We start from the raw sequence: 25,613 nt of genomic DNA, 5'->3' as shown, positions 1-25,613 counted from the left end.
AATCGGATCAATACTTCGGCGTGAAAACTTGAGTGTGATTTCAGTCCCCCACTACAAGTGTACAGGCGAAGTGCTGGGTGGCCGATCCCAGCTTTCTTGTAACGCTGAAAACAATCTGCAGCGGCTCGGATAAAATGCATTCACGTGGCGACCTCGGAACTCAAAAAACTCCGTTGAGGGAACAACATGGCTCGCAAATCCACGACATTGAAGGCAGTGAACGGCAAAACGTCGACAGCAAAAATCGCGACTTCGGTGAAATCTGAGTTGACGATCGGCAGCTACCTGATTCAGCGGCTGCAGGATTATGGTTTGACCGACATTTTCGGAATCCCGGGTGACTTCGTTCTCCAATTCTATGGCATGCTGGAAGAAAGTCCGATCAAAGTCGTCGGCTGCACTCGTGAAGATTGCGCCGGGTATGCGGCCGACGGCTATGCCCGGATCCATGGGCTGGGAGCGGTTTGCGTGACGTACTGTGTCGGGGGGCTCAGTCTGTGCAATTCGATCGCCGGGGCGTTTGCGGAAAAATCGCCCGTGATCGTGATCAGCGGTGCACCGGGGATGGACGAGCGGCGTGCAAACCCATTGCTGCATCATCGTGTTCGCGACTTCAACACACAGCGTGAAGTGTTTGAAAAGATCACTGTGGCCAGTGCGGCTCTCGAAGATCCTTTGACGGCATTCCGAGAGATCGACCGTTGTCTGGAGGCGGCGGTCCGATTCCGTCGTCCCGTCTATCTCGAACTGCCGCGGGATCGAGTTCACACCAAGTGTCCGTATCCGCATGTGGCCAAGACCGAATCGTTTACGAGCGATAAAGACTCGCTGAACGAAGCGCTGGCGGAAGCCCGCGATGTGATCAATGCCGCGAAGAAACCGGTGATTATCGCCGGGGTGGAAATGCACCGGTTCAGCCTGGCGGATGACGTCGTCAAACTGGCGGAAAAGAACTCGATTCCGATGTGTGCGACGCTGCTTGGCAAATCAGTCGTCAGTGAAAAGCATCCTCTTTACCTTGGGATCTATGAAGGCGCAATGTGTCGAGACAGCCTGCGGCGTTACGTTGAGGACAGCGATTGCCTGATCATGCTAGGGGCGTTTCTGACCGATATCGACATGGGCATTTTCACGGCGAATCTTGATCCTCGAAAATGTATCGATGCGACGTCTGAGCACATGCGGATTTCGCACCATCACTTCCATGACATCCTGATCACCGATTTCGTGAAAGGTCTGGGAAAGCTCGACTTGAAAGTGGCGAAGCGGCCGATGCTGGCCCGTCCGAAGGGAGCGGACGCGAAGTTTGTCTTGCGTCCTGACGACAAGGTCACGAATGCGCGTCTGTTTGCCCGCATCAACGATTTGCTGGATGAGACGATGGTCGTTGTTGCCGATGTCGGCGACTGCCTGTTTGGGGCTGCGGATCTGACCATTTACAAGAAGACCGAGTTCCTGAGCCCGGCGTATTACACTTCGATGGGGTTTGCCGTACCGGCTTCGATTGGTGTCAGTGTGGCGGCACCCGATCGTCGGCCGATTGTGCTGGTCGGCGATGGAGCTTTCCAGATGACGTGCATGGAACTGTCGACGGCTGTTCGGCATGGCTTCAACCCCATTGTGATCGTGTTGAATAATAAGGGGTATACGACCGAGCGGTTCTTGCAAGATGGGCCGTTCAATGACATTCTGAACTGGAACTATCACCGCATGCCGGATTTGCTAGGTGGCGGTTGGGGGTTTGAGGTGCATACGGAGGGCGAACTCGATCAGGCGCTGAACGCCGCGATCGCCAACCAGGACGCCTTCAGTATTCTAAATGTTCACCTCGAACCAGATGACATCAGTCAGGCGCTTAAGCGGTTGGCAGAAGGATTGTCGCAGCGGCTTTAAGGGGGATCGGAACCTGCATGTCCGTTGGAAGGCGACAGAGCCCAAACGGACAGGGGGCAAATTTTGCCGCCGCATTGGCGTCAAGGGAGACGCGGAGAAATCGAAGAAGTGAATTGGGTACCGTGATGGTATTGGATGCTGAATGTTGCGGTGGTCACTTCGGCGAGGTGACTGCCGCGTTTTCCTGGTCGAGGGAATAGAGCATGGTCTTCAAGACCTTGAAGCCAAGCAGGCCGCACTTCTGGCGACTGGCCGTTAAGCGGACCTTGAGTAGATCGAGCATATCCTGCGCTTGGAATTCTCGCAGTTCATCCAGAGATTTACCTTCGATCGTTTCGCACAGAATTGATGCCGCCGCCTGACTGATGGCGCAGCCTTTCCCATTGAAGAAAGCTTCTTTCACCGTTTTTTGATCATCAATTGAGAGCTCAATCGTCACCTGATCGCCACAGATCGGATTTCGATCCGAATGACTGCATGTGGGACAGTCCAGATGTCCCTTGTGATAAGGCGATTCAAAATGATCAAGAATGTGGTCGTCGTAAAGCTCGTCCGTCACTGTCAGGTTCCAGAAAAAGAGGCGCAGACGCGATTGTCGGGCGCTAGGCGATTTTCAGCAGGCCATGACGTTCGAAACGCATCGCCCACGTTCCCTTATCTTAGGTCGTCAGGCCATTGATTCCAAGGTGCGGAACGGGAATGACATCGGTGAAGTCGCGCGGGCAACGAGATCTCGCGGGAGGCATTATCGCTTCGAAGACGGCTGGCGCTGCGTTCGATTTCTGGTCCTGTCAAGCACACATTTTGGACTTCTTCACAAAACAAACGACCGCTTGGCTGGCAGAAAATCAAGGGTTGTTCGCCCTTCTGGATTCGGGTACCTTAGAGTTCAAATCAATGGACATTGTAGTGCGAAGTATCTGTCCCGACCGGGACGCACTCGCTTTGTTTGGGTTCATGGGCGTGCTGCCGACGTTTGATCGAATTGCGATAGGATCGCGAACATTCGGACTGAATTCGACGTCAGGTCAGCCATTGTAGAGGAGATGATTGTGGCATCCGTTCGAGCTGAAGGTGTTGCGGAAGCGCTGTGGGAGTTGAAACGACTGGATAAGTTGGCGACGTTCACGGAGATCGCGACACGGGCAGGCTTTAAGCCCGGTGCCGGAGGACGCACTTTGATGACCTGTCTGACGGCAGTGCAACGTGATTGGCCCCACCTGCACTGGTGGCGGGCGATCCCCGATGATGGCATGTTGGTGAAAGAATCAGATCACGCGAAGCAACTGGTCTCCAGCGGATACGAATTGTCGGAATCGAGCGCCAAAAAAGACATGGTGACCATCGTCACTCTGCAAGAATCCTTGTTCTCGTGGGAAGCGCACGCAGTCGCCTAGTGACAGCAGCCACGCTGTCCTGCCGAGTGGCACAGCCTGACAAGGTTCACTAGACGACGCCGTTTCACAATACGATCGAATGAAAAAGCCACCCGAGGGACGTCCTTCGGGTGGCTTTCTGTTTGGCACTGCATTGATTCGTTGCGACTAGGCTTCGGGGCTCTCGTTCATAAACACTCGTTCAAGATGCCACGTGGCAAGGCCGAGGAGTTGTTTGAACTGATCATATGTCTCGCGTTTGGACGACTGGTCCGCGGCCGATTGATCGGTGCGTCGCACGGCGCGCAGCAGCAGGTTTTTCGGCGTGTGTTCCGTCTCGATGAATTCCAGTACTTGTGTCCGATAACCGTGAAGGTCCAGGAACTGTGCACGCAACGCATCGGTCGCCAATGATGCGAATCGCTCTTTCAGAATTCCATGTGTGGTAAACGCAGGTAGCGTCACCCGTTCCAGGACTTGGCAAACCTCGTGCTGACAGCACGGAACGGCCAGAATCACCTCGGATTTCCATTTGAGCGCGGCGGCCAGCGCGTCGTCGGTCGCGGTGTCACAGGCATGCAGTGAAACGGACAGATGGACATGTGACTCGGGCGTAAACTTTTCAATCCGGCCAATCTCGAAATGCAGGCCCTCGCAGCCCAGTGTCGTTGCGATTCGTGTGCAATCTTCGATCACGTCGGCTTTGACATCCAGGCCGACAATACGCACCGCGCGTCCATGAATTTTTGTCAGCAAGTGATGCAGAGCAAATGTCAGATAGCTTTTGCCGCAACCGAAGTCGACGACGTGGATCGGTCCTTTCGCAGGCAATTGTGGCAGTACGTCTTCGACGAATTCGAGATAGCGATTGATCTGGCGGAACTTGTGATACATCGACGGGCGCACCTGGCCGCTGGGCAGCATCACTCCGATTTCGATCAGGAATGCACACGGCACACCCGCGGGGATCAGGTACTGCTTTTGGCGGTTGTGATCAGCGCCCTCTGTTGGTCGTTGCGTGGGGGGCTTGCGCTTAATCCTTTGCGGCTTGCCATAGTTCCAGCGGACCGTCAGATCGGCCTCGGTTGTGAACAAATGAGCATCGCCGAAGTTCGAACCGAACTCGGTTCGCGCCTGAACAACGAGTTCATCAGCGGTCAGGTTCTTGTGAATTTCCTTGGAGTGCTTGCGGACGACCCATTGGTACTTGGTTTCGCCGCTGACTTCGACAAGGCGTGCCGAGGCCTTGGTTGCCGCACCATCCGACTTTGAGAGCGGTTGGCTGAGGACGAGCCGCAGGAATGTTCGTTCGCGCAGTGACCCCGCCAGCAGTGAAGTAAGCGATTCGGCGGTTCGTTTGGCGGGCTTCGCGGTTTTGGCCGGTGGATCGTTCGACTTTTCTGGCGCGCTCGCTTTCGTGCGTGTCCGATCGTTTGACGGCGTGGCGGCGGGTTTCTTCGACGGTGATGACGGTTTCGGTCGCGGCATACTGTTTAGTAGGTCTCTCTGGTTTGCAGGAACACGGCTTTTTTCTCGCCGGGCAAGGTGAAATCGAATCCACAACGTTGGAAAAATTCATCCGAGGAAGTGATCGCCATCACTTCGAACACCTGGCGTTCTTTGGCTCGATCGACGCAGGCTTTTACGAGTGCTTTCCCGACGCCATGCCCTTGGAATTCTGATGAAACCGCCAGACTGCGAAGCTCGGCGAGTTTGGCAGAGTAAATCTCGAGTGCGGCAAACCCCACGATTCGACCGTCCGCGAACGCAGCGAATCCATGTTCGGTCAAATCTTCGAGCTCATCGCGTGTTCGTGGCAGCAACCGTCCCTGCGCCACGAACGGTTCAATGAATTGTCCCAGCGCTTCAACGTCATTGATTGTCGTTGGTCTGACGTGAAAAGAAAACTCGGGCGGATGATTCTTCGACATGGCGATCAATTATGAAAGGTGGGCTCGGGGCCGAAAAGAATGCGATCAAACTGTGGGAGGGTTAACGGGGATCGATGATGGTTGCTTTGATAATTCCATCCAGATTGGGGAATTCGGCTTCGAGATACTTGTTTCCGATTGCCTGCACCTGAAGTTGATCGGGCTTTTCACCGTATTCGCCATTGATCATGTCGACGACGTCCATTCCCTTGACGACCTGGCCGAAAGGAGCGAAGCCGGATCGATCAAGAACGGCCGAATTGTCTTTGTAATTGATAAAAATCTGTGTCGTACGGGAATTGGGAAGCCCCGCTTTTGCAAATGTCACGAATCCACGTTTGTTCGACTTCATCAAGGGGTCATCTTTCAGGTTCGCTTTCTGCCATTGTGCGGAGATGTTCGGGTCACCATTGATGCCAAATTGAACCATGAAGTCGGGAACAATTCGGAAAAACTTGCATCCGTCGTATAAGCCGTTGTTGACCAGATAGTAGAACCGATCGGCCCCGATCGGCGCCCATTCACGCTGCACTTCGATCACGAAATCACCAGCCGTCGTTTCAAACTTTGCCTGGAATTTGGCGGGGGCTTTCTTCGACTTTGGTTTGTCCTGCCCAATCAAATTCAGTCCGCCGATGATCACAATTCCACATGCGACAAGCACGGAGAGGTTTCGAGTTCTCATCTTTTCCTCCTGAAACAGACTATCCTTCACAACGACATCGACGTGACGTCCGAATCAATGTCACGTCGGTACCGGAATCGCGCACTCACGTATTCGATTCCGGAATGGGATCTGGATCCCTACGTTTGCTGATCGCAATTTGATCCCAACGAGACGTCAGCAACACGAAGAACCTTGAATTCGAGCCGAGATTCTAGCCCGCGGAGGGGACACATTGAAGGGACTTTTCCAGTGGTTTCGGCTCGTCGATTTCGTCGCTGATCCAGGTGGCGACGCGATTTTCTCGTTGCAGGTTGTCGGCATCCTGAATCGCTGAATCTCGACGAGTGCACGAGTTTGGGGCCTGTTCGCAATCGCGAAGCGACACGCGCCGGTTTAGTGCTGAAACAGGAACTCTTTCGATGTGAGGACGCTCCAGAACAGGTCTTCCGTGACGGAGCGTCGTTCTTCGGCGGGTACTTCCGCAAACAGTTTCTTCAATCGCTGGCGCTCGTCGTCGTGGGGATACCGGGCGAACGCGGCGAGGTAGAGTATTTCGATGACATCTTCGGTCGAGGCTTCGGATTGGATGAGCGTGCTGACTCGTCCTTCGGATGACTCCAACTTTTCCTGAATTGTTTTGCCGTTCGTCAGATGTAGGACCTGAGTCATGCTGGGTTCATCTGAGCGTTCACAGGTGCACGTCAAGACGCGTTCGGGGCGGCCAAACGTATCCAGGAAATAGGACGCAACATTGGCGTCCGGCAGTTGGATGGCTCTGGTATTTGCGGGTTGGTCCTTGAAGGCCGTCGCGACGCCGGTCACCTGCGAGATCGCATCGAGCAGGACTTCCGCTTTCATGCGACGTGGCTGGCTGTGAGACAAGAACCGTTGATCGGACTGATTCTCGGGCAATGTGGCGTGTGACCGCTGATATGTTTCCGACTGCAGAATGCTTCGCATCAAGCTTTTCAAGTCGTATTGATTGCGAACAAATTCTTCCGACAGACGACAAAGCAGTTTTTCGTTGCTGGCGGGATTGGTCAACCGGAGATCGTCAACCGCTTCCACGAGTCCGCGTCCCATGAAGTTGGCCCAGACTCGATTGACGATCGCTTTGGCGAAGTACGGATTTTGTGGGGAGGTCAACCAGTTGGCGAGAGTCTCGCGCCGGTCGTGCGAGTCATCGAACGAAATTTCCGCGGCATCCAACGGCTTGGGGGCTCGCGGGCGTCCGGTTCGCGGCTGCAGGACTTCACCCTCGTCGGCAAGGAAAATCGTCCGGTTGCCATCGCCACTGCGCGAGTCGCCGCCCCACCCTTTTCCGCGGACTCGTGCGAACAGGCTAACCATGCCGTAATAGTCGTCATTCGTCCATTTTTCATTTGGGTGGTCGTGGCAATGAGCACACTGGATCGACATTCCCATGAACGCCATGGATGTCGTTTCCACCATATCCTGCGGATCTTGATGAAGTGCGTAGAAATTGGCCGCACCATTTTCGAGCGTGCTGCCCTTTGCCAGGATGATCCCGCGTGCGAATTCGGCCCACGAAACATTCTCGGCCACGCGATCGCGAATCCATTTGTAGTACGCTTTGATGGCATCGGGTCTGAGACGGTCACCGGTGAGCAGTAACACATCGGACCATTGATACGCCCAATAGTCGACGAATTCAGGCCGCGCGAGCAGCGAATCGATTAGATGAACCCGCTTCAGAGGATCTGAATCACTCAAAAACGTTTTGACCTCGTCGACGGTCGGTAATAAGCCGATTGTGTCGAGGTAGACTCGCCGCAGGAATTCGCTGTCGTCAGATCGCGGAGACGGAGGCATGTTGAGCGCTGCGAGCTTTTCCAGGACCAGATCGTCGATGAAGTTCGCACGCTCCGCCGAGGTGAATGTGTCGGGCGCGACAGGTTGCGTGTACGGAATCGTGATTGTTGCCGTCGTATTCTGGGCCAGATACCACGCGACGATCGCACCCTCGCCGCCGCCCACAACTTTGACGAGTCCTTGGTCGTCGACCGAGCAGACCGCGTGATTGGTCGAAGTATACTTGGCCCAGCGCGTTACATCTTCGATGTGTCCGTCACTAAAATGAGCGCGGACGATCATCGCCTGCTCAGTTCCCACTTTCAGGCGTGATGCTTCCGGAAGGATCTCGAGTCGATTGATTCGCGGATCATCACTTTTGGGAGCCTGTTGCCCCTGAGCAATCCACTGGGCAATGACCTGATACTCGGACGAGTTCTCGGCGAATCGCAGGCCCCCTTTATGTGGGATCGCTGCAGTCGGTTTGGTAAGAATCAGACTGCGCCCCGGATCGGTGGCAACGACACGTCGGCCGCGCGACTGTCGCGTGATCGCAAAGTAGTCCCCTTCTGGATCGTACCCACGCAGCGAAAGCTTGAATCCGTTTTTGCCTGCAGCGGCTCCGTGACAGGCGCCACTGTTGCAACCTGTCTTCGACAGCACGGACTGCACTTGATTGCGAAAGTTCCAGTGATAGACATCGTCCATCTTGTCGACGACGACGTTTGCCACGGCAGATTCGCCGTTGACGACGACCTTCACTGTCGTGGAACCATTCGCGACGGGAACGACGCGACCATCGATCACTCGGGCGATTTGCTCATTTGCGGAACTCCATTCCAAACCCTGGCGAACGGGAGCAACGGCAAGTGGACCGTCGGCCATCTCAACCAGTACCGTTTGAAACGCCTCGCGTCCGGTCAGTCGAATTTCAGCCGGCAGGATCACGATCGAATCCGCTGCCTTGGCAGAATGCGTGCACAACAGGCCGCCGCAGACCACCAGAGCTGTCATCTCGCGGAACGAGACGACGATGGTTGCGGAAAGAGTGTCGAACAGGCTGCCGACGGTCAAGCAAGTGATTCCGCGCCAAAGGTTCATCCGTCGATCCTACCAATGAGGAGATATGCTCTGAGCGAGGGCATCGATAAAAGCGGTTGTGGCCTATTCCTGCAATGGGATAGAACCATCCAGGTAACGCCAGTTCTTGAGGAACGAGATCAGGTCTGCCATTTGCTCGGCGGAGATCGTTTTCTCAAAGCCGACCGGCATCAGTGACTGCCCACTGGATTTTAGCTCGTCGATATCCGATCTCAGGATTGTTTCTTCTTTTCCTTCTGGCATCCGCATCGTGATTGAAACAGCCGTTTCAGATTTCACAAGTCCTGTGTACGTCTTACCCTGGTTCGTCACCAGGGTGAAACCGAAGTAGTTTGCGTCGACGGCTCGATTCGGATCGAGAATGTTCGTCAGCAAGTACGCGGGCGTCTTGTCGCGGGTATCGCCGATGTCCGGTCCGACATTGACACCCAGGTTTGCGACACGATGGCATGTGACGCAATTCTTTTCGAAGATCGCACGGCCATTGGCGGCATTGCCTTTTGCTTCGATTGATGGCTGGTATTTCGTGAGTACGGCGGCACGATCGGGCGCAATCGCCGAAGCGAACAGTTTTTCTGCGCGGGCACTGAGCTCTTTGTTGCGGTGCTTCGTCAGACGCGTCTGGCGGACGGGATCGACTTCGGAGACTTTCAGTTGGTCTTGTTCGAGCGCGGTCAGCAAGGCTGCCACATGGCTTTCCTGGGCCAGCAACAGGTCGAGCATGGCGCGGCGTAGCTGGGGAGTCTGAGCATCGAACGCTTCGAGGACTTTGGGGGCAATGCTCGGATCGTTGATCGAACCCAGTGCATCCAGCGACGCCAGTCGAATGACGATGTCGCTTCCGGAAAAACTGAGATCGAGAAGTTGTGGGACGACGGCGGGACTATCATCGTAAACCAGAGTTCGGATGGCGGCCAAGCGACGCGGTACGGGGGTTTGAGGATCTGCCGCACGTTGCCGAAGTGACTGCATTAGCCCACCGAACAGATTGCGTTCGCGCGTGTCGAGTTCTGCACGGATCGCGGCAAATGATGAACCACGACGTGCCATTCCCAATCCGAGGCCGCGGATCCCCGCCGCTGCGAGATCGAGCGCACCGTCACCCCAACCCGTGGGCGTGAATGCAAGCAATTGCGACAGCAGTTGCCGACCAACTTTGGGTTCAATTTGAGCTCCCGCGATTTCGCTAAGCTGTTCGGTCAATTCGCTGCCACCTGGCAGAGTCTTGGGGAGTTTTCCCCAATGTTCAATCAAGTCTGTCAGCAGTGCCTCGGGAGGATTGGACGTCATTGTTCCTACGGCGACTCGCAGCCAGGGATCGTCGACACCCCGATCAAGCAATCGGACGATCGCCTTACGTTCCTTTGCGACATCCACGCTTCGACCGCTCAATGCGAGTGCAAGACGGAACCGAGTTCGTTCGTCGGCCTCTTCGCCTGCGAGGCTGACGACAACATCCGGCAGAAGTTCGTCCAGGTTCTCGCCGATGACGGAAATCACTTGTTCGCGCACACGAGGATCGCGATTGTCCGTCTCGGACCAGGCGAGTACCGCGGGGGTCAGTCGAGGATCAAGTAGACGAATCATCCAAAGCACTGGCAGGCGGCTGCGCGTCAGGCGATTCTGCTTCCAGTTGACTTTCAGTGCATCAAGGACTTCATCGCGATTGCGTTCAAGTAACAGGCGAAAAGCTGTCTCGCGGTGCCACGAGTTTCGGTGTTCGAGCAATTGAACGAGCAACGGCGTCGTGAGCTTGACCAGTGGTGGATCGGGGCGCTCCTGGGGCAGGATCGATTCATCGGATTTGATTCGCCAGATCCGGCCGCGGTCACTGCCATCATTCAGGTCTTTTCGATTTCTCAGTTCCGGCGGCATCCAGTCGGGATGCTCGATCACCGCACGATACATATCGATGACATAAAGCGCCCCATCGGGACCGTGCGCCAAATTAACGGGACGGAACCAGGTATCGGTGCTGGCCAGAAATTCTTGTTCACCGTCTGAAGGATGGCTCACGAACGTGGCGCCCTGCGGGACCAGGGTTTCGCGATGGACCAGGTTTCCAGTTGGATCGCATGTAAAGGCGTTGCCCTTATTTTCGGGTGGCAGTCCGTCGCCACGATAGATCGTCACACCACAGGCGGCCGTGAATTGATTCGCGTGAAGCGTTGATGTCGTCCAGGTTTCGCTGATCGGGTGCAGTTTCGAATGTTCTGCGAACGCGGCGACGTCCTGAATCGTCGATTTGATCGCGAAGAACGGATTGCGTTTCGCGTAGTGGTCTTCCAGCACGACATGCTGAACAGGATTGCGGTTGGAGCAAACGAATCGATTTCCATAGTCGTCAAAACAGAGCCCGAACTGACCATGGCCCGATACGGCGCCGTATTCACCCGTCACAGGGTTGAACCGGAAATCGAAACCGGCCAGGGGCAAAGGTTGTCCTTTTTGCCGCCATTCTTCTTTGACGGGAACGATTGTTCCGCCCCGCAGGCCGTTCGCAACATAGATGAAGCCATCCGTGCCAAAGGTCGGGTGATTGGCGCGAAGTTGCGAGTTTTCCTGACTGAATCCTTGAAACCAGGTCTCTTTGAAATCGGCTTTGCCGTCATCGTTGCGGTCGGCGAAAAATGCAATCTCCCCCGCAAGCGTGACGATCACGCCATCCTTCCACGGGACCAGGCCCGTCGCGAACAGCAGTTCGTCGGCGAAGACGGTGGCGGTCTCGAACCGGCCGTCGTGATTATGGTCGTACAGCCGCTTGATTCGCGATTTTGGTTTTTCGTTGCTGCCAGGTTTGGGGCCGTAGGGATAATCTCGCATTTCGACGACCCACATCGAACCGTCTGTATCGAATGCGATCGCAACGGGAGCCACGACTTCGGGTTCGCCCGCGGCCAGTTCAATTTTTAATTCGGGCGATGCAAGGACGAAGCTTTTCAGGGCGTCATCGGTCGACAGCGGGCCCCTACTGACCTTGGGTTCTTCGGCTCCGGCAACGCAGGCGACGATCGAAGCGATCACCAATCCCAGCACGAACTGCGGAACAATCGTCGATCGAATCGGTTTGACGCCGCGATCCACAGTGCGGGGGATCGGGCAGAACAACGCGAGGTTGCTCCATTTCCTGTCATTTCGATTACGAATCATGTCGCATGGCTCTTTCAAGGATGACCAATTTTAAAGCTTGATCACATGATATGCCGAATCGGCGAGCAATCCCACCACGCGAAGGGGATTGCCCGAGTAGGAATTTCCGATCCGCAGACCGCACGATCGAAAAGTTGATCGTGATTTGCTTTCTCTGGCGACGTCTGACGTCAGATGTACGTCAGACAACGGCACCGCGTCGTATTCTGGTTCCTTCGTGATTCAGGCTCCGCGTTTGCGAACGAGGGGAGGCGTGCACGGTTCCGGGGAATGGTCGGCGTGACGGGCCTTATGGGAGCTTGGAGGCATTTGACTCAGCCCGTCGATTCCCTATGGTCCCCTTTGGGCTGGGGAATGGCTGGACCTTGGGCCCGCTGGTAATGTCACGGTTTTGTTTGGGAAGTGCCTACGATCGTAAGAGGCGTTACCAAGCGTGGCGGCTTGGTAATGAGGGGAGTAACGGGAGTTTGGAATGCGGGGGGAAAGCATCCGAATCGGGGGGGCATGATCCCGAGCGTTTGTCGTGACGAGGAGCTATTGTTCGTACTTCATCAGAATCTCGGCAGCGTGGACGCCGGCAATGGCTGTGAAGCCGCCGTCACGGATGCCTTCTCCCAGTTTTGTCATCGCGCGGAACTCGCGATCAGTCGGGCGTTTTCCAGTCAGTGAGCGGGCGAAGTCCTGGCAGATGCAGTCGCCTGCGGTTCGTACCAATTCATCGGTTTGGCGAGCCGCGTACAGGCTGGTGCAGAGCATGATTAATGCGGTTTGGATGCGAGCGGAAACCTCGGCCATGCGGCATTGACGATCCGCCAGGCCCAACTGGTATTTGCGCATGACGCCACTGATCTCGAGTGCGCCACGGCTGAGCGCGTTTGTGGCAAACTCGGCGTGCTGACGCAGTTTCTCCGGCATGGCGGGCCACTGCGGCGATGGGCGGCCGCGTAGCTTCTTTCCAATCAGCCAGCGTGTGTACTTCGCCATCGGTTCCCGCAGCAGCCACAGATGAGCGGGATTGGCGAGATTCGGTTTCTTGATCCCGCTCTGATACAGCGTTTTTCCGATTGGTTCGAAGAACTCGACGCCATGTTGCTTGATCAAAGATTTGAAGAAGGCCATCCCCAGCATTTCCCCTTCCCCTTCGTAAATGCAGGGAGCGAGGAAATCATGAATGTTGTCACCGAACAGGTGTCCGTGTAGGAACGAGCGGCCTCCGTGGGTTTTCATGAAGAGTTCGATGGCCGCCTCCTTTTGGGATTCGCTGCCAAAAATCTTTGCGACGATGCATTCCATCTCGCCTCGGTATCCCTGATCGATCAAGGACGAACACCACTGGGTCAGAGCATCGGCGGCCACGATCAATCCGGCCATTCGTCCGATACGGCGCAGGACCAGTTCGCGAGTTGAAATCTTCGCGCCGTACGTCGAACGATAGTTCGCCCACGGCAGCATTCCAGCCAGCATCGTTCGCATATTGCCTGCTGCCGAAGCGCAAACCGCGGTTCGGCCCAAATTCAGCCCGTGATAGGCAATGGTCAATCCGTCACCCTTGGCGGGCGTCAATAAATTTTCTTGCGGTACACGGAAGTTACGGAAAATCAGTCCCATATTGTGCGTGTGCTTAAGCGCATGCAGTCCATACGGTCGCAACTGAAATTCGTCCGTCTCTGTCTCGGGCAGATCCACAATCAGTACGGCCGGTTTGCCTTCGATCAGGCAGACCAGGCCGATCGTTCGGCCGGGAATGGCGTTCGTGATGAACAACTTTTCGCCATTGACGATGTATTGATCGCCTTGCAGAACTGCGGTGGTACGAAGTGCGGTCAGATCCGAGCCGGCACACGGTTCGGTCAGCGCAAATGCCGATAGTCGGCGTCCACTGGCGAACTCGGGCAAGAATCGCTCTTTCTGCTCGGGGGTGCCGAATTGTCGAACGGGATCGACGGCACCGATGCAGCCGTGAACGCTGGCCAGCCCTGCGACGGTTGCATCGACCAGCGACATCCGCGTGAGGAATGGTGCGAACGCCGAGAATGGTGCACCCGTTCCCCCATACTTCGGTTCGACGAGTAATCCCCAATAGCCGACTGAGGCCAGGTCGTTCAAGACGCTGGAGGTGAGCTTGCCGTCTGGGCCATAGAGCTGTCCCGTTTCTTTCAATCGCTGAACGACCTTGATCGAATCCTCCATAACCTTTGCTGTGGCGGGCGGAACGGGTTGTGGCGCCAGGTTGAATAGTTCGACCGGTACGCTTGCGTCATCCCAGACGGCCCTGTGGGCGGGACTGGCGGATGTCTGGTAGTTGCGGGCAAACAGCGTTTCGACGTCGTCGTCCGCCTGATCGATCGCGCCGGTGCGGCGTGATTCGTCATCACTCTTACCGCTCAGCTTGAGCGCCGTTTCCGCGAATGATGTCGTTTTGGTTTCGTCGGCTGTCTGAGTCACGATTCGTTCCTCCACACAAGTCGATGCACCTGGTTGATTTCAGATTCGTTCGAAGATGACGGCGATCCCCTGCCCTACCCCGATGCACATTGTTGCAAGGCCCAAGTTGGCCTTTCGGTCAATCATGTTATGAATCAGGGTTGTGGCAATCCTGGCACCGCTCGCGCCTAGCGGATGTCCGATGGCCAATGAGCCACCCCGGACGTTGATTCGGCTCTCGTCCATTTTCAAGAGGCGCATGCAGGCCAATGCCTGAGCGGCGAACGCTTCGTTGAGTTCGATCAAATCGATATCGGCGAGTGACACGCCCGCACGCTTCAACGCCTTTTTCGTTGCGGGTACGGGGCCTGTTCCCATGCTGCACGGTTCGACACCGCAGATTGCCGACGCGCGAATCTTGACCAACGGCTTCAGACCGAGTTCGTCTGCGCGATCGCGGCTCATCAACAAGAGTGCGGCGGCGCCGTCATTGAGCGGTGAGCTATTTCCGGCGGTGACGGTTCCACCTGCAGGCATGAACGCCGGCTTCAGTGATGCCAGGCTTTCCATGCTGCAGTCGGCACGAACGCATTGATCGATTGTGATCAACGCCCGGTTGCCCGATTCGTCGCGCCCGTAGACGGGAATGATCTCTTTGAGAAATTCGCCATTGGCATGCGCGGCGGCCGCGCGCTGATGGCTGCGAACGGCGAATGCATCCTGGTCTTCGCGTGAGATTTTCATCGATTGCGCGAGGAACTCGGCCGTCACACCCATGTTCAACGCTCCCGCTGACGTGCGGGCGAAAAGCTTGGGATTGATATCGATATCTTTGGTCATCGGAATGTGCAGCATGTGCTCAAGACCGCCAACGATCTGAACATCTTCCGCGCCGGCGGTTGCCGCGTGGCCGGCCTGAGCGAGCGCCTGCAGGCTGGAGCCACATAAGCGGTTGACCGTTGTGCCACCCGACGTGAACGGAAGACCGGCCATCAGTGCCACGTTGCGAGCAACGTTGAAACCTTGTTCGCCTTGCTGCTGAGTGTTTCCCAGCACGACGTCTTCGATGACGGCGGGGTCGATTCCGGTTCGATCGAGCAATGCCTGCACGACGGTCACAGCGAGGTCGTCGCTGCGCACATCGCGGAAGACTCCCTTATCCTTGTGAGCTCGTCCGACAGGCGTTCGAACGGCGTCGACGATGACTGCTTCACTCATCTCAATACCCCCGCGCTCGATGGCGCAATATTTGGATGCTGTATTTCGAATGTCTGCATCTGACCAATTCTACGAGCAGACTCAATGTCGAGTGATTGATGGCTGGCCGACGAGCTCAAGGCCTTAGCGGTCCAGGGTTTGCAAGAACCCTCGACGTTTGGGCTTGAGCCGTTTCGGGCAGGCGGATGTAGCCCTGAATTGCCTGGTTCACGGCGTCGTTTTGATCAGGTCGTAGAACTTGCGTCCCGAGGCGGCCAGTTCGAGCAGGAGAGGTGTCGGATGGAATCGTTCACCGAGTGCTTCGAACGGTTTCAGCAATTCCACAATCTTGGTGGCTCCAATCGTATCGGCCCAGAACAAGAGGCCACCCTTGAATGGAGGGAATCCGATGCCGAAGATCAGACCCAGGTCGACGTCACGAGGATCGCGAACTTTCTGTTCTTGGAGTACGCGAGTGGCTTCGAGAACCATGGGCAGGAAAAGTCGCAGCGTCAGCGTTTGCGCATCGGGGACCGGGGCGGCAGTAACGAATGGGGCATGGATTGCATCGAAGGCGGGATCAGGTTCACCGCGGTCCGATTTGTTCTTGTATGCGAAAAAGCCCGCGCCGGACTTTTGTCCCAGACGTCCAGCTTTGACGAGCGATTCCAACAGTGGCGACGAGAGGAAGCGGTCGGGGAATGCTTCCGCCATGACTCGTCCGGCGAACAGGGCCGTATCGAGTCCAACGACATCGCTTAGCGTCACGGGGCCCATTGGCATTCCGAAGGCACGTGCTGCACCATCGATCGCTTTGATCGGGACGCCAGACGTCAGCAGGTTGTACGTTTCGTTCATATACGGGAATAGCAACCGGTTCACGAGGAAGCCCGGACCATCCGCAACGACAATCGGATTCTTACCCAATCCCTTTGCGAACGCGACGGCGGTCGCCACCGTCTCATCGCTGGTTTTGGGCCCGCGAATCACTTCGACCAGTGGCATCTTGCGGACGGGATTGAAGAAGTGAATCCCGCAGAATCGTTCGGGCCGCTTCAGATGTTCCGCAAGCCGACCGATCGAGATGGCCGAAGTATTGGAGGCCAGGAAGGCCGTTTCGGGAAGCAGAGCTTCGATGCGGGTATGCAGTTCGCGCTTGACCGATTCGTTCTCGACGATGGCTTCGATTACCAGATCACAGCGCGAGAAATCACTGTCGTCGACGACTTCGTGCATATGCGGGGCAAGATTCAGAATGCGTTCCGCAGTTGGTCCCTTCGTCGCCTTGTCAAACGAGGCTTCTTCGATGGCCAGTCGGACGCCAGCGGTCAGCGACTCGGGTCTGGCATCCGTCAACGAGACAGACAGACCTCGTTTCAGGCAGGCCGCGGCAATTCCAGAGCCCATAATCCCCGCGCCGATGACACCCACGCTTTGAAGCGGTGACGGCTTCACGGAACGATTGTCGATTCCAAGATCCTTCTTGTTGTGATCCGTCAGGAAAAAGACGTTGATTAGAGCACGACTGACCGGGGAACCGAAGAGCTCGGCCACGGCCTCGGCCTCGCGCTGGCCAGCCGCACTGGAATCGAGCTGTGAGGTGGCTAGCATCAACTTGAGTGCCGCGAGTGGTGCCGGATACTGTCCCTTGGTTTGCTGCTGGATCATGGCGGTTGCAGTCGCCTCGAGGAACACCAGTTCAGTCGGATTTGTCTTGATCGGCTGTTTCCAACGCTCGCGATCGCGGAGGTAGTCGCCTGATTGATGTTCCGCACGGACGAGGGCGATTGCCGAATCGAGCAAGCTGGCGGCGGGAACCAGATCGGTCACAAGCCCCATCCGTACGGCGGCCTGACCTCCGATCGATTCGCCGCCGGTGATAAGTTCGACGGCATTGCCAAGTCCGATCATGCGCGGGACGCGGGCAGTACCACCCCAGCCAGGGAAAATTCCGAGCTTCACTTCCGGGAAGCCGATCTGGGTTTTGGGGTCATTGGTGGCGAGACGGCGGTCGCACCAGACAGCCAACTCGGCGCCTCCGCCGACGCAAACTCCATGGATCGCGGCGACGCTGGGGAATGGCAGCTCGCCGATCCGCTCAAACAATTCACGACCATGGCTGGACATGGCCACCGTTTCCGACTTGGGCTTTCCAGCATTCTCGACGAACTCGCGAATGTCGGCACCGGCAATGAAGACGCCCGGTTTGGCGGAAGAGATCACCAGGCCGATCAAGTCCTTTCGCTGGGCGAGCGTGTCGAGGTGCGTGGAGAACTCGTCCATCACACTTCGCGAGAGAATGTTCGCTCCTTTACTAGGATCATCGAACGTGATCAGTGCAATCTCTGCCACAGGGAATGAAAGCCGGACGGTGGGCGCGACGGTCATCGTATTACGTTCCCAAGTTTTGCCAGTCGGTAAGAAAGAGACAATTTCATTTTGACGATCAAAGTGCGTGGTGGGAAGGAGCACGCTCGATCGGCGTCGAATTGGCCACAGACGGTGACCTATTGGAGGCACCAAACCTGAGCTGTCGCGTGACTATTTTAGACGAACGGTGAAGCGTTACCGCCCTTCTGATTCAATCGCGCATCGGGGGGCGTGACGAAGAGAAACTCCCCTCGTTTTCAGGCCCCATAAGTTCAACCAAATTCTACTCTGGCCAGTGGCACACAAGCATCTCCGGCAAATCCTTCAACGCGTTTCCATCAAAGGATGCACTGATCCGAGAGTGTTCAGCGACGCTTAGGTAGAGGATTCAGAGGATTCAAGCGCCGGATACTCTCGAACGTGGAATACTTGCTCGGCGTCACGGCCGATTTGCTAGGTGTCGGTTGTGCGACGGCGTATTCCAGATCGACGGCGGTGACCCTGAGATCATCCACCAGAACTTCACCAAGTCCGTGCAGTGCGATCGTGATCGTGACGTCCTGGCTTTCGGGAACCGGTCGGATCAGTTCGAAACGCTGCCAGTCTTGAGCGGCCTTCAGACGAACCGCGCCTGGTTTTCCCAGCAAATTGTCATAGATCATCGCTCCATCGATGCTGCCCGTAATGGGATTGGGAACTTTGGCCCAGCCTGTGATTCGGACCACTTGATTGGTGTGAACTCCGATTCCTGGAGAGACAATTGAGACGAATGGTTTGGCGATTCCCTGCGGCGGTAGTTCACCCAGAATGGGCATCGCTGACAATCGAAGGCTGTTGCTTCCCTGTTTCGCGGTAGGGTGCAATTCCGCAATGGATTCAACCGAATCCAGCTTGACCTGCTCGGGTGTCCAATGCGAGGCGATCAGTGTGCCACGGTCTTCAAATTCACCCGAGGGAAGAAGATTCGTCTGCGAGTCCTCGGGGGCCAATTTCTCCAGCGCGTTCATCAGCTTCCAATGCTCGGGCAATGATTGGAACGAGGCGATCCAGGGGGTGGACGTAAAATTGGGGAGTTGACGAACCGCATATTCCCAATGCGATCGTTGCAGCGAACGTCCCAACTGTAGTGCTTCACCGGCTCCCAATCTGGCTTCTGCATAGTGCTGTGAGCGCAAGGCCGATTCGGCGCGATCCAGTTGCAGCTTGGCATCCCCCAAGAGCAAGCTGGCATTCGGTCGACCGACGCCAAGGCTCTGTAGTGCCTGATCGACCTGGAAGATTCGTTCCAGCTTTCGTTTGGCGAGCTCGACAGAGACTTGGGCACTGCGTTCTTGTATGTCGGCAATTTTCTGGTTCAGCGCCTCGACCATTGATGGGTCTGAGGTGATCAGAATGGCGGCCGTTTGATCGAGCCGTGGTAGCGTAATCTGCACCCCCCCAGCGGCACGTTTGCGGTCGAGACAGCGAAGCGGACCTGTCGTGGTAACCTCCCAGGCAGACGTGGTTTCACTCGCGACAGGAACAATGATTGACACGTCGCGTGCAAACATTGATCCGGGAACGAACTGGCCATATTCGTCCATCCACATCGGCAACAGGAGAGCGCCATGTTCCGACTGGATCAGGGCGGCCTGAAGGACCTTCTGATGCTTGGTTATACCCTTGGCTCCCGTCCGTACGGTGCGGGTCGATTCTGTTCGCGACGTGCGACCGGCTTGGTTGATACCATCGCTTCGCACAAGGTCGACATTGAATGGTACGAGTTGCGGAGTGCCGCTAGACGACAACCACGATTCGAACAGTTCAAGTTCCAGATTCAATTGCGTTATGGCGAGCAGCCGTTCATGCGCGGCGGGACTCGGGTCGTCCAGCGGTATCGAGGTCCAGTAGCCGACTCCCCGGAATCCGGCGGCCAGGGCGGCATACACCTGCGATCGAATCTGTTCGGGTTCCATCATCGGCGACGATTCGATTTTCCGCGACATGTCCGTCAGAGACGGACTGAGCTCCGTTTGAATCCAGGTCCAACAGAACGTGTCGGGCCATGCGAGGTCACGGCGTTGAATCAAAAACTCGAGGTATTCGATGAACGAAGTGCTGGTGCCGACGACGTGTCGACTGATTCCAACCATGTCGACGTAACGCGAGTATGGTCGTTCGTTTTCGATAACGTCGGCGGCGATCGGACGCTGATTGAAGCGGCGATCTGCGTTTCGAATCTGCTTCGTCGAGCTTGGTAAGCGAGGTCGCGTCTCTGCCGAGATACGGGGTCCCAGCATCCAGAACAGAATGTTTTTCGTGTTGTTCTGAAACGGCAACAGGCTGGCGTCTTCTGAATCGAGCAGTTCGCCATCGGTTCCTGTCGCATACGGCGGGGCGGCGGTCGCCCACAATCCGTGCTGTCGCAAGGCATCTGTGACCGAAGTGTCTTCAAAATTGGGAACCCAGACGACGTTCATTCCCGCTGAGGCAAAGACGCTGGGATTTTCGCCGTTGCGATTCACAATTCGCGGCACGATCGGACGGTCATTTACGGACAGTTGATGCAGATTAAATTTTACTGGGACAATCGGCTGAGAATTATTGGGACTCGTCGTGACGATCGACTGGCTTGCCGGACGAACCGCATCGGACCGGACTTCAATCTCAAGAGGCTGGTACCGGACAAGCGGTGTCAGTGTCAGACCATCAAGGATCAGCTCGGTGTCCTCGGGGGGTAACTGTCCGCTGATGACGACGCGGTCGACGAACATCACTTTCGGGTTGATCGAAACACGTCTTCGTGCATTGGCACGCAACACGCGCAATTGTTCATCGACCAAACGGGTCAGCGTACGGCACTTGAGCAACTGCCACTGGTCCGTGTTCTCATATTTGTCACCCATAACCGAAAACTGGAGTGGCTCGTTGGTATCGGGATTCAGCACTTCGGGGATTGTGACCCGCATTTCCAAGGCAAACCCGTGATGATTCGATTTGACCCAGAGCGACGCCTCGAGTTCATCAAGGACTGTGGCGCTCGGCACGACATGTTCGAGTCGAATTGGCGAGTTCTCACGCGAGGATCTCAGTTTCAGGACTTCCGCGCCACCGACCCGGCCTGCCCCACGGCGGCGATCATGAACTCGTATGCCGCATTCATTGAGTCGTAGGAAGACTTTCCAGGATGTCTCGGGACTTTCGAATTCCGAAACGAAATCTTCCGCCGCGACATTGATTGGCGAAACGACGTAACCGATCAAGGCGGCGGCGACGATCGTCATCCACAGCAGCAATCTGGCCGTTACGTTCGTCACCGTCTGCATCATCGTATTGATCGATGGAGTTGGAATGATTGATTCAATCGGAACAGGCATTGACCGAATTTTCAGAAATTTCCGCTCGATTGCGATTCGCGTTCAAGAACGTGAACTATGTGCAGATTGGTTGGAAATGTCTGTCGAAACAAGATGCTGTTGTTGTAGTAAGTCGTTGAATGTAATGGACTTCACAGAATTTGCCTAGGCGAAACACACTGGCTCGCGACCCGTCACGCATGTTCAGGTCGAAGCCTAGTCTTTGTTCTAAAGTGCATTGCGTCAATCGTTTAAGTTTTGCGTTGTGAATGGTCAGGAGGCACAGCACAATTAAGGACGTCGACGTTTCTGTGCAGCCTTGCCGGGCCTGAAGGATCTGTTCGTGAGCCAAAACCTTCGTTTTCCAACGACTGACACCGAATCCACTGTGGACGGCATTCCTTCGGAACTTGCCGAATTGGGGCAGTTGATTCTGGCGTCACAGGGGCCGGGACGCGCCGAGTTGGAAGTCGCCTTCCAGAAGATTGTCGATTCTGTTCGTCGTCGACATCGGATCCTGGTTCTCGTGCAAGAAGCGCTTTCGCAGCTTCGACTGGATATCAAGTACTTGATGTTCGATCTCGAGGTGACCCGCCGTGAGCGAGATGCACTCCGGCAGCAGCTCGAAGACTGATCGACGCCTGCCGAATGTTGTTTTCCCTGATCGATTCTTGAGCGCCGCGTATAGAATCGTTGGCCTGCCTGCGACGAGTGCATCCAGGTGCGAGCTCGACGACGGGGCTCGGTCCAACCGCTCTTTCCTATTCCTCAGCCCGTGGACGTTCACCGGACACGCGCCTACGCTTCGGTAAAGACCCGAACGTGTCAAATGGACGCCGCCGAAATTGCACGGCGGTGCTGAGGAGCCAAAAATGTCAGAACGAATTGAGGATTATTGGCCGCTGGCCGCAGGTGACGACGCCGTCGGAGACTCGTCGCAGCCAACACAGAAGCGATCTTCGCCGCCGAATGAAGACACTGATTTATTGGACGCGTATTCCCGCGCCGTGATGAATGTGGTCGATACGGTCACGCCCGCCGTGATTTCGGTGACTGGACGAAGTGGTGAGCGCGAGGGTGGACAAGGATCGGGATTCATCATTACTCCCGATGGATTTGCCGTGACCAACAGTCACGTTGTGGGAGGGCGAACATCGCTCGTGGCACTCACAACGGATGGAGATCGGCTGGCTTGCGACGTCGTCGGTGACGATCCCTCGACGGACCTGGCCCTGCTGCGGCTGGCCGGTCGGGACCTGCCCTACGTACCGCTCGGCGATTCACAACTGCTGCGAGTTGGTCAGCTTGTCATTGCGATGGGCAGCCCGTTGGGACTGCAGTCGACCGTGTCGACCGGAGTGGTCAGCGGGATGGGGCGCAGCATGCGGGCCGGTGACGGCCGATTGATCGACAACATCATCCAGCATGCCGCACCCATCAATCCAGGGAATTCGGGCGGCCCACTGGTCGATTCGCGTGGGCGCGTAGTTGGCGTCAACACCGCGATCATTGCGTTTGCCCAAGGAATCGGGTTTGCCGTTCCCAGCAATACAGTGCAATGGGTGACGGCGGAATTTCTGCGACATGGGCAGGTCCGTCGGCGGCAGCTTGGAATCTCGGCAGCGGTGGTGCAACTGCCACGGTCGGTCGTAGTTGAGCTGGACCTGATTTCGAACTTGGCGGTGCAGGTGATGGAGATCGATTCACGCGGTGTGGCGTATCGCAATGGGATTCGACAGGGTGATTTGATCGTTGCGATCAACGATCGGATTGTTTCTAACGTCGACGACGTTCATCGCTTCCTGTCGAGAATGCCAGTGGAAACGTCGCTTGAGTTTTCGATTGTCCGCGATGGTCAAATGACGCAAATCGCACTTGTCCAGCACTGATCGCAGGGACTTTTCGATTCCCAAGTGGTCCGCCTGCTCCGTGGTTCAGTGGTGAGCGACTTCGCTCTGAGGTACCTCTCTGAGAAAATTCGATTTCATCACTGATCACACGGAGGTCAGGAAAATTTCTTCGATTGTCGTCTGGATCGTGAAGATGCCGGGCGAACCGAAAACGGTGGTGTCGGACGTATTCTGGTCTGAAGAGATGCACTGTCCTGTTGCTCTTGCTTGCTGACGGTTGGCTGGAAATCGCCAAAAGAATGAGCCAGCTCGAATGGATCGGGCTGGCTCATCCTTTTTGTTTGAGGTCACGGGACGGTCTCATCATGGCAATTGCCGTGACGAGACCGTCACCATCGGTTAAGCAATGTTCAGGTTACGCACTCGGTTTCAAGACCAAGAAGCGTGAGCCCTGTGCGTTCGAGACCAACAGAAGCATGGATTTCGCATCCTGTTGCATCGCGTCGTTGAACTCGTCAGCACTGTGGACACTTCGGCGATTCACTTGCTGGACCAGCATGCCTGGTTCCAGCCCAGCGTCGGCCGCCGGAGAATTCGGCGTCACTTCGGTAATAATCACTCCCGAATCCTGGCTGTAACCGAATTTCTTTGCCAAGTCTGGTGTCAGCGTCTGAACCGAGAATCCCCATGAATTGGCAGGTTTGGCTGCCGATTCCGCGACGACATTCGCCGTTTCGGGCAGCTTGTCGAGCGTTGCAGGGACTGTGATTCGTTGACCATCGCGAACGACCGTCAGATTCACTCTCGATCCAGGCGATTTCATGGCAATCGCATTTCGGAACGCGGCGGCTTCTTCGATCTTCTTGCCATCCAGTTCCACAATCACATCCGCCTGTTTCAGGCCAGCTTTGTCTCCAGGTGTTCCCTTCTGGACTTCGCCGACCAGGATTCCGTGATGGTCATTCAGTCCAAATTTTTCAGCAAGGTCTTGCGTCAGCGGTTGAATTCTGACGCCCAGGTATCCCCGCACGACCGAACCGTGTTCGACGATTTGTTCGTAGACCTGTTTTGCCATATCGATCGGAATTGCAAAGCCCAATCCCACCGAACCCCCATTTCGACTGAAGATTGCGGTGTTAATCCCAATCACTTCTCCATGCATGTTGACGAGCGGACCGCCCGAATTGCCGGGATTGATTGCGGCGTCCGTCTGAATGAAGTTTTCGTAGTTCGTAATACCAACGCTATTTCGACCGACAGCACTGACGATTCCGGCCGTCACGGTCTGAGTCAGTCCGAACGGAGCTCCGGATGCCAGGACCCATTCACCCACTTCAGTCTTCGACGAGTCGCCCATTGGAACGATGGCCAGATTCGTGGCGTCGACCTTGATGACCGCCACATCGCTTTGGGCGTCGCTCCCAACGACCTTCGCGAGCATTTCTCGTCCGTCCGAGAACTTGACCGTGACCTTGGTGGTGTCGCCCACGACGTGATGGTTCGTCAGGATGTACCCGTCGGATGACACGACAAAGCCCGATCCCTGTCCGACGACCGCGTGCCGTTGCTGCGGGGCTTGGCGCTGTCGGAATTGTTCCGGCATGCGATCACCGAAGAACCGTTTGAGCAGTTCGTCATTCAATGGATTCGACTGATCATCACCGGGAAGACCGCCGATTGATTCATTCGCGGCCTTCTTCTCAACCTTCAGCGAGACCACCGCAGGCGAAAGCTTCTTGGCAATCGCGGCGAAGGCCTGTCCGGATTGCTGCAGGTTTTGGATTGCACTATCCGAAGGCGCGGGCGTGGTTGATGGCGGAGTGGCCATCGCCATGTATCCGATACCGCCCATCAGGATCAGCGAACTGGTGACGACACTACCGGGCAATGACCATCGAGGTTTTGTTTGCATTTGAGTATCCATAAACAGGTCTCCTTATTGTTGCTTCATATCTAACTGAAAACGGGAAGAGAAAGTTCGCAACGCTCATCAAAGTTCTGATCAATTCATGGTGGTGCGAGCGTGCGAACTTTTGCGATCAGGTCATCCAGGCAAAATGGTTTGTCGAAGAATGCGACCGCGCCCATTCGTTCGGCTTCCAATCGAGTCAATTTGTCACCGAACGCCGTCATCAGGATGATGGGCGGACATCTCGGTTTTGCTCCGTGAATCTTGAGAACCCCCAGACCTGTCAGTCCGGGCATTCGTACGTCCGAAATCACCAGATCAACGCGTTCGGCTTGGCTGGTGGATGATTCACGCAGACACAGGGACAGTTCTTCTCCATCGCGACATTCCATCACGTTGTACCCGGCATGCGTCAGCGCCAACGCGAGCAACGAACGCATCTCGGCATCGTCATCCGCGATCAAGACGTGAAGCTTGGCGGCGGACGATTTCCCCACGGGGGCGGCGGACGCTACGGACAGACGTTCAAGGTTTTGAGTTACCATGCGAAACCTCCTGCGATTGCCGTTCTTAAAAACGGATCGTTGAGGCGGGTATA

Annotated in this window: 16 protein-coding genes; 4 read left to right on the top strand and 12 right to left on the bottom strand. The window is 56.0% G+C overall.

All coding sequences use genetic code 11. The annotated features are described in order from the left end of the window. Window positions 1-186: 186 nt before the first annotated feature. Window positions 187-1,893: an alpha-keto acid decarboxylase family protein gene (locus OSO_RS0125565; protein ID WP_010585893.1), complete on the top strand. Its 1,707-nt coding sequence runs from the start codon at window positions 187-189 to the stop codon at window positions 1,891-1,893. Window positions 1,894-2,047: 154 nt separating this feature from the next. Here OSO_RS0125565 and OSO_RS0125560 read toward each other — a convergent pair whose 3' ends face one another. Next, window positions 2,048-2,452 (bottom strand): iron-sulfur cluster assembly scaffold protein, encoded by a 405-nt coding sequence (locus tag OSO_RS0125560; RefSeq protein WP_010585892.1) that lies wholly within the window; start codon window positions 2,450-2,452, stop codon window positions 2,048-2,050. Window positions 2,453-2,945: 493 nt separating this feature from the next. On the opposite strand from OSO_RS0125560, the gene OSO_RS0125550 reads away from it, so the two are divergent. Beyond that, complete coding sequence (locus OSO_RS0125550; RefSeq protein ID WP_010585890.1) at window positions 2,946-3,290, top strand: hypothetical protein; 345 nt, start codon at window positions 2,946-2,948, stop codon at window positions 3,288-3,290. 147 nt (window positions 3,291-3,437) lie between these two features. On the opposite strand, the gene OSO_RS0125545 is transcribed toward OSO_RS0125550, so the two are convergent. The 9 genes from OSO_RS0125545 to OSO_RS0125500 all read right to left on the bottom strand — a co-directional run bounded on the left by OSO_RS0125545 (window position 3,438) and on the right by OSO_RS0125500 (window position 21,277). Next, complete coding sequence (locus OSO_RS0125545; protein WP_010585889.1) at window positions 3,438-4,757, bottom strand: class I SAM-dependent methyltransferase; 1,320 nt, start codon at window positions 4,755-4,757, stop codon at window positions 3,438-3,440. 5 nt (window positions 4,758-4,762) lie between these two features. Then, on the bottom strand, window positions 4,763-5,200 hold the full coding sequence (locus OSO_RS0125540; protein WP_010585888.1) for a GNAT family N-acetyltransferase: 438 nt from the start codon (window positions 5,198-5,200) through the stop codon (window positions 4,763-4,765). A 61-nt stretch (window positions 5,201-5,261) separates the two neighbouring features. Beyond that, window positions 5,262-5,885, bottom strand: a complete 624-nt coding sequence (locus OSO_RS0125535; RefSeq protein WP_010585887.1) for a peptidylprolyl isomerase — start codon at window positions 5,883-5,885, stop codon at window positions 5,262-5,264. A gap of 375 nt (window positions 5,886-6,260) precedes the next feature. Further along, on the bottom strand, window positions 6,261-8,780 hold the full coding sequence (locus OSO_RS0125525) for a DUF1549 and DUF1553 domain-containing protein (RefSeq protein ID WP_010585886.1): 2,520 nt from the start codon (window positions 8,778-8,780) through the stop codon (window positions 6,261-6,263). Between the two features lie 63 nt (window positions 8,781-8,843). After that, window positions 8,844-11,930, bottom strand: a complete 3,087-nt coding sequence (locus OSO_RS0125520; RefSeq protein WP_010585885.1) for a PVC-type heme-binding CxxCH protein — start codon at window positions 11,928-11,930, stop codon at window positions 8,844-8,846. Window positions 11,931-12,464: 534 nt separating this feature from the next. Beyond that, window positions 12,465-14,375: an acyl-CoA dehydrogenase family protein gene (locus OSO_RS0125515; RefSeq protein WP_010585884.1), complete on the bottom strand. Its 1,911-nt coding sequence runs from the start codon at window positions 14,373-14,375 to the stop codon at window positions 12,465-12,467. Window positions 14,376-14,414: 39 nt separating this feature from the next. Beyond that, window positions 14,415-15,572 (bottom strand): thiolase family protein, encoded by a 1,158-nt coding sequence (locus OSO_RS0125510; protein ID WP_010585883.1) that lies wholly within the window; start codon window positions 15,570-15,572, stop codon window positions 14,415-14,417. 207 nt (window positions 15,573-15,779) lie between these two features. Further along, entirely contained in the window at window positions 15,780-17,939 is a 2,160-nt protein-coding gene (locus tag OSO_RS0125505; protein WP_010585882.1) for a 3-hydroxyacyl-CoA dehydrogenase NAD-binding domain-containing protein, read from the bottom strand. Between the two features lie 347 nt (window positions 17,940-18,286). Continuing rightward, entirely contained in the window at window positions 18,287-21,277 is a 2,991-nt protein-coding gene (locus OSO_RS0125500; RefSeq protein WP_010585881.1) for a hypothetical protein, read from the bottom strand. Between the two features lie 322 nt (window positions 21,278-21,599). On the opposite strand from OSO_RS0125500, the gene OSO_RS0125490 reads away from it, so the two are divergent. Together OSO_RS0125490 and OSO_RS0125485 are read left to right on the top strand one after the other, a co-directional pair. Then, a complete protein-coding gene (locus OSO_RS0125490) occupies window positions 21,600-21,890 on the top strand; it encodes a hypothetical protein (protein ID WP_050986253.1) in 291 nt (96 codons plus the stop codon). Window positions 21,891-22,128: 238 nt separating this feature from the next. Next, on the top strand, window positions 22,129-23,145 hold the full coding sequence (locus tag OSO_RS0125485) for a S1C family serine protease (protein ID WP_010585879.1): 1,017 nt from the start codon (window positions 22,129-22,131) through the stop codon (window positions 23,143-23,145). Window positions 23,146-23,521: 376 nt separating this feature from the next. Here the strand turns inward: OSO_RS0125485 and OSO_RS0125475 are convergent, their stop codons facing one another. Continuing rightward, a complete protein-coding gene (locus OSO_RS0125475) occupies window positions 23,522-25,018 on the bottom strand; it encodes a DegQ family serine endoprotease (RefSeq protein ID WP_157605452.1) in 1,497 nt (498 codons plus the stop codon). 95 nt (window positions 25,019-25,113) lie between these two features. Beyond that, entirely contained in the window at window positions 25,114-25,560 is a 447-nt protein-coding gene (locus tag OSO_RS0125470; RefSeq protein ID WP_010585876.1) for a response regulator, read from the bottom strand. Window positions 25,561-25,613: the final 53 nt, after the last annotated feature.

The organism is Schlesneria paludicola DSM 18645, from assembly GCF_000255655.1.
Taxonomy (GTDB): Bacteria; Planctomycetota; Planctomycetia; order Planctomycetales; family Planctomycetaceae; genus Schlesneria; species Schlesneria paludicola.
Note: the sequence above shows the minus strand (reverse complement) of the source record. Positions and strands in the feature narration are given on the sequence as shown.

Bases quoted from the DNA above. Each gene is read 5' to 3' on its own strand.
- OSO_RS0125505 (WP_010585882.1), bottom strand. From the start codon at position 17,939: ATGACCGTCGCGCCCACCGTCCGGCTTTCATTCCCTGTGGCAGAGATT.
- OSO_RS0125510 (WP_010585883.1), bottom strand. From the start codon at position 15,572: ATGAGTGAAGCAGTCATCGTCGACGCCGTTCGAACGCCTGTCGGACGA.
- OSO_RS0125545 (WP_010585889.1), bottom strand. From the start codon at position 4,757: ATGCCGCGACCGAAACCGTCATCACCGTCGAAGAAACCCGCCGCCACG.
- OSO_RS0125565 (WP_010585893.1), top strand. From the start codon at position 187: ATGGCTCGCAAATCCACGACATTGAAGGCAGTGAACGGCAAAACGTCG.
- OSO_RS0125470 (WP_010585876.1), bottom strand. From the start codon at position 25,560: ATGGTAACTCAAAACCTTGAACGTCTGTCCGTAGCGTCCGCCGCCCCC.
- OSO_RS0125540 (WP_010585888.1), bottom strand. From the start codon at position 5,200: ATGTCGAAGAATCATCCGCCCGAGTTTTCTTTTCACGTCAGACCAACG.
- OSO_RS0125525 (WP_010585886.1), bottom strand. From the start codon at position 8,780: ATGAACCTTTGGCGCGGAATCACTTGCTTGACCGTCGGCAGCCTGTTC.
- OSO_RS0125475 (WP_157605452.1), bottom strand. From the start codon at position 25,018: ATGCAAACAAAACCTCGATGGTCATTGCCCGGTAGTGTCGTCACCAGT.
- OSO_RS0125485 (WP_010585879.1), top strand. From the start codon at position 22,129: ATGTCAGAACGAATTGAGGATTATTGGCCGCTGGCCGCAGGTGACGAC.
- OSO_RS0125500 (WP_010585881.1), bottom strand. From the start codon at position 21,277: ATGCCTGTTCCGATTGAATCAATCATTCCAACTCCATCGATCAATACG.
- OSO_RS0125520 (WP_010585885.1), bottom strand. From the start codon at position 11,930: ATGATTCGTAATCGAAATGACAGGAAATGGAGCAACCTCGCGTTGTTC.
- OSO_RS0125535 (WP_010585887.1), bottom strand. From the start codon at position 5,885: ATGAGAACTCGAAACCTCTCCGTGCTTGTCGCATGTGGAATTGTGATC.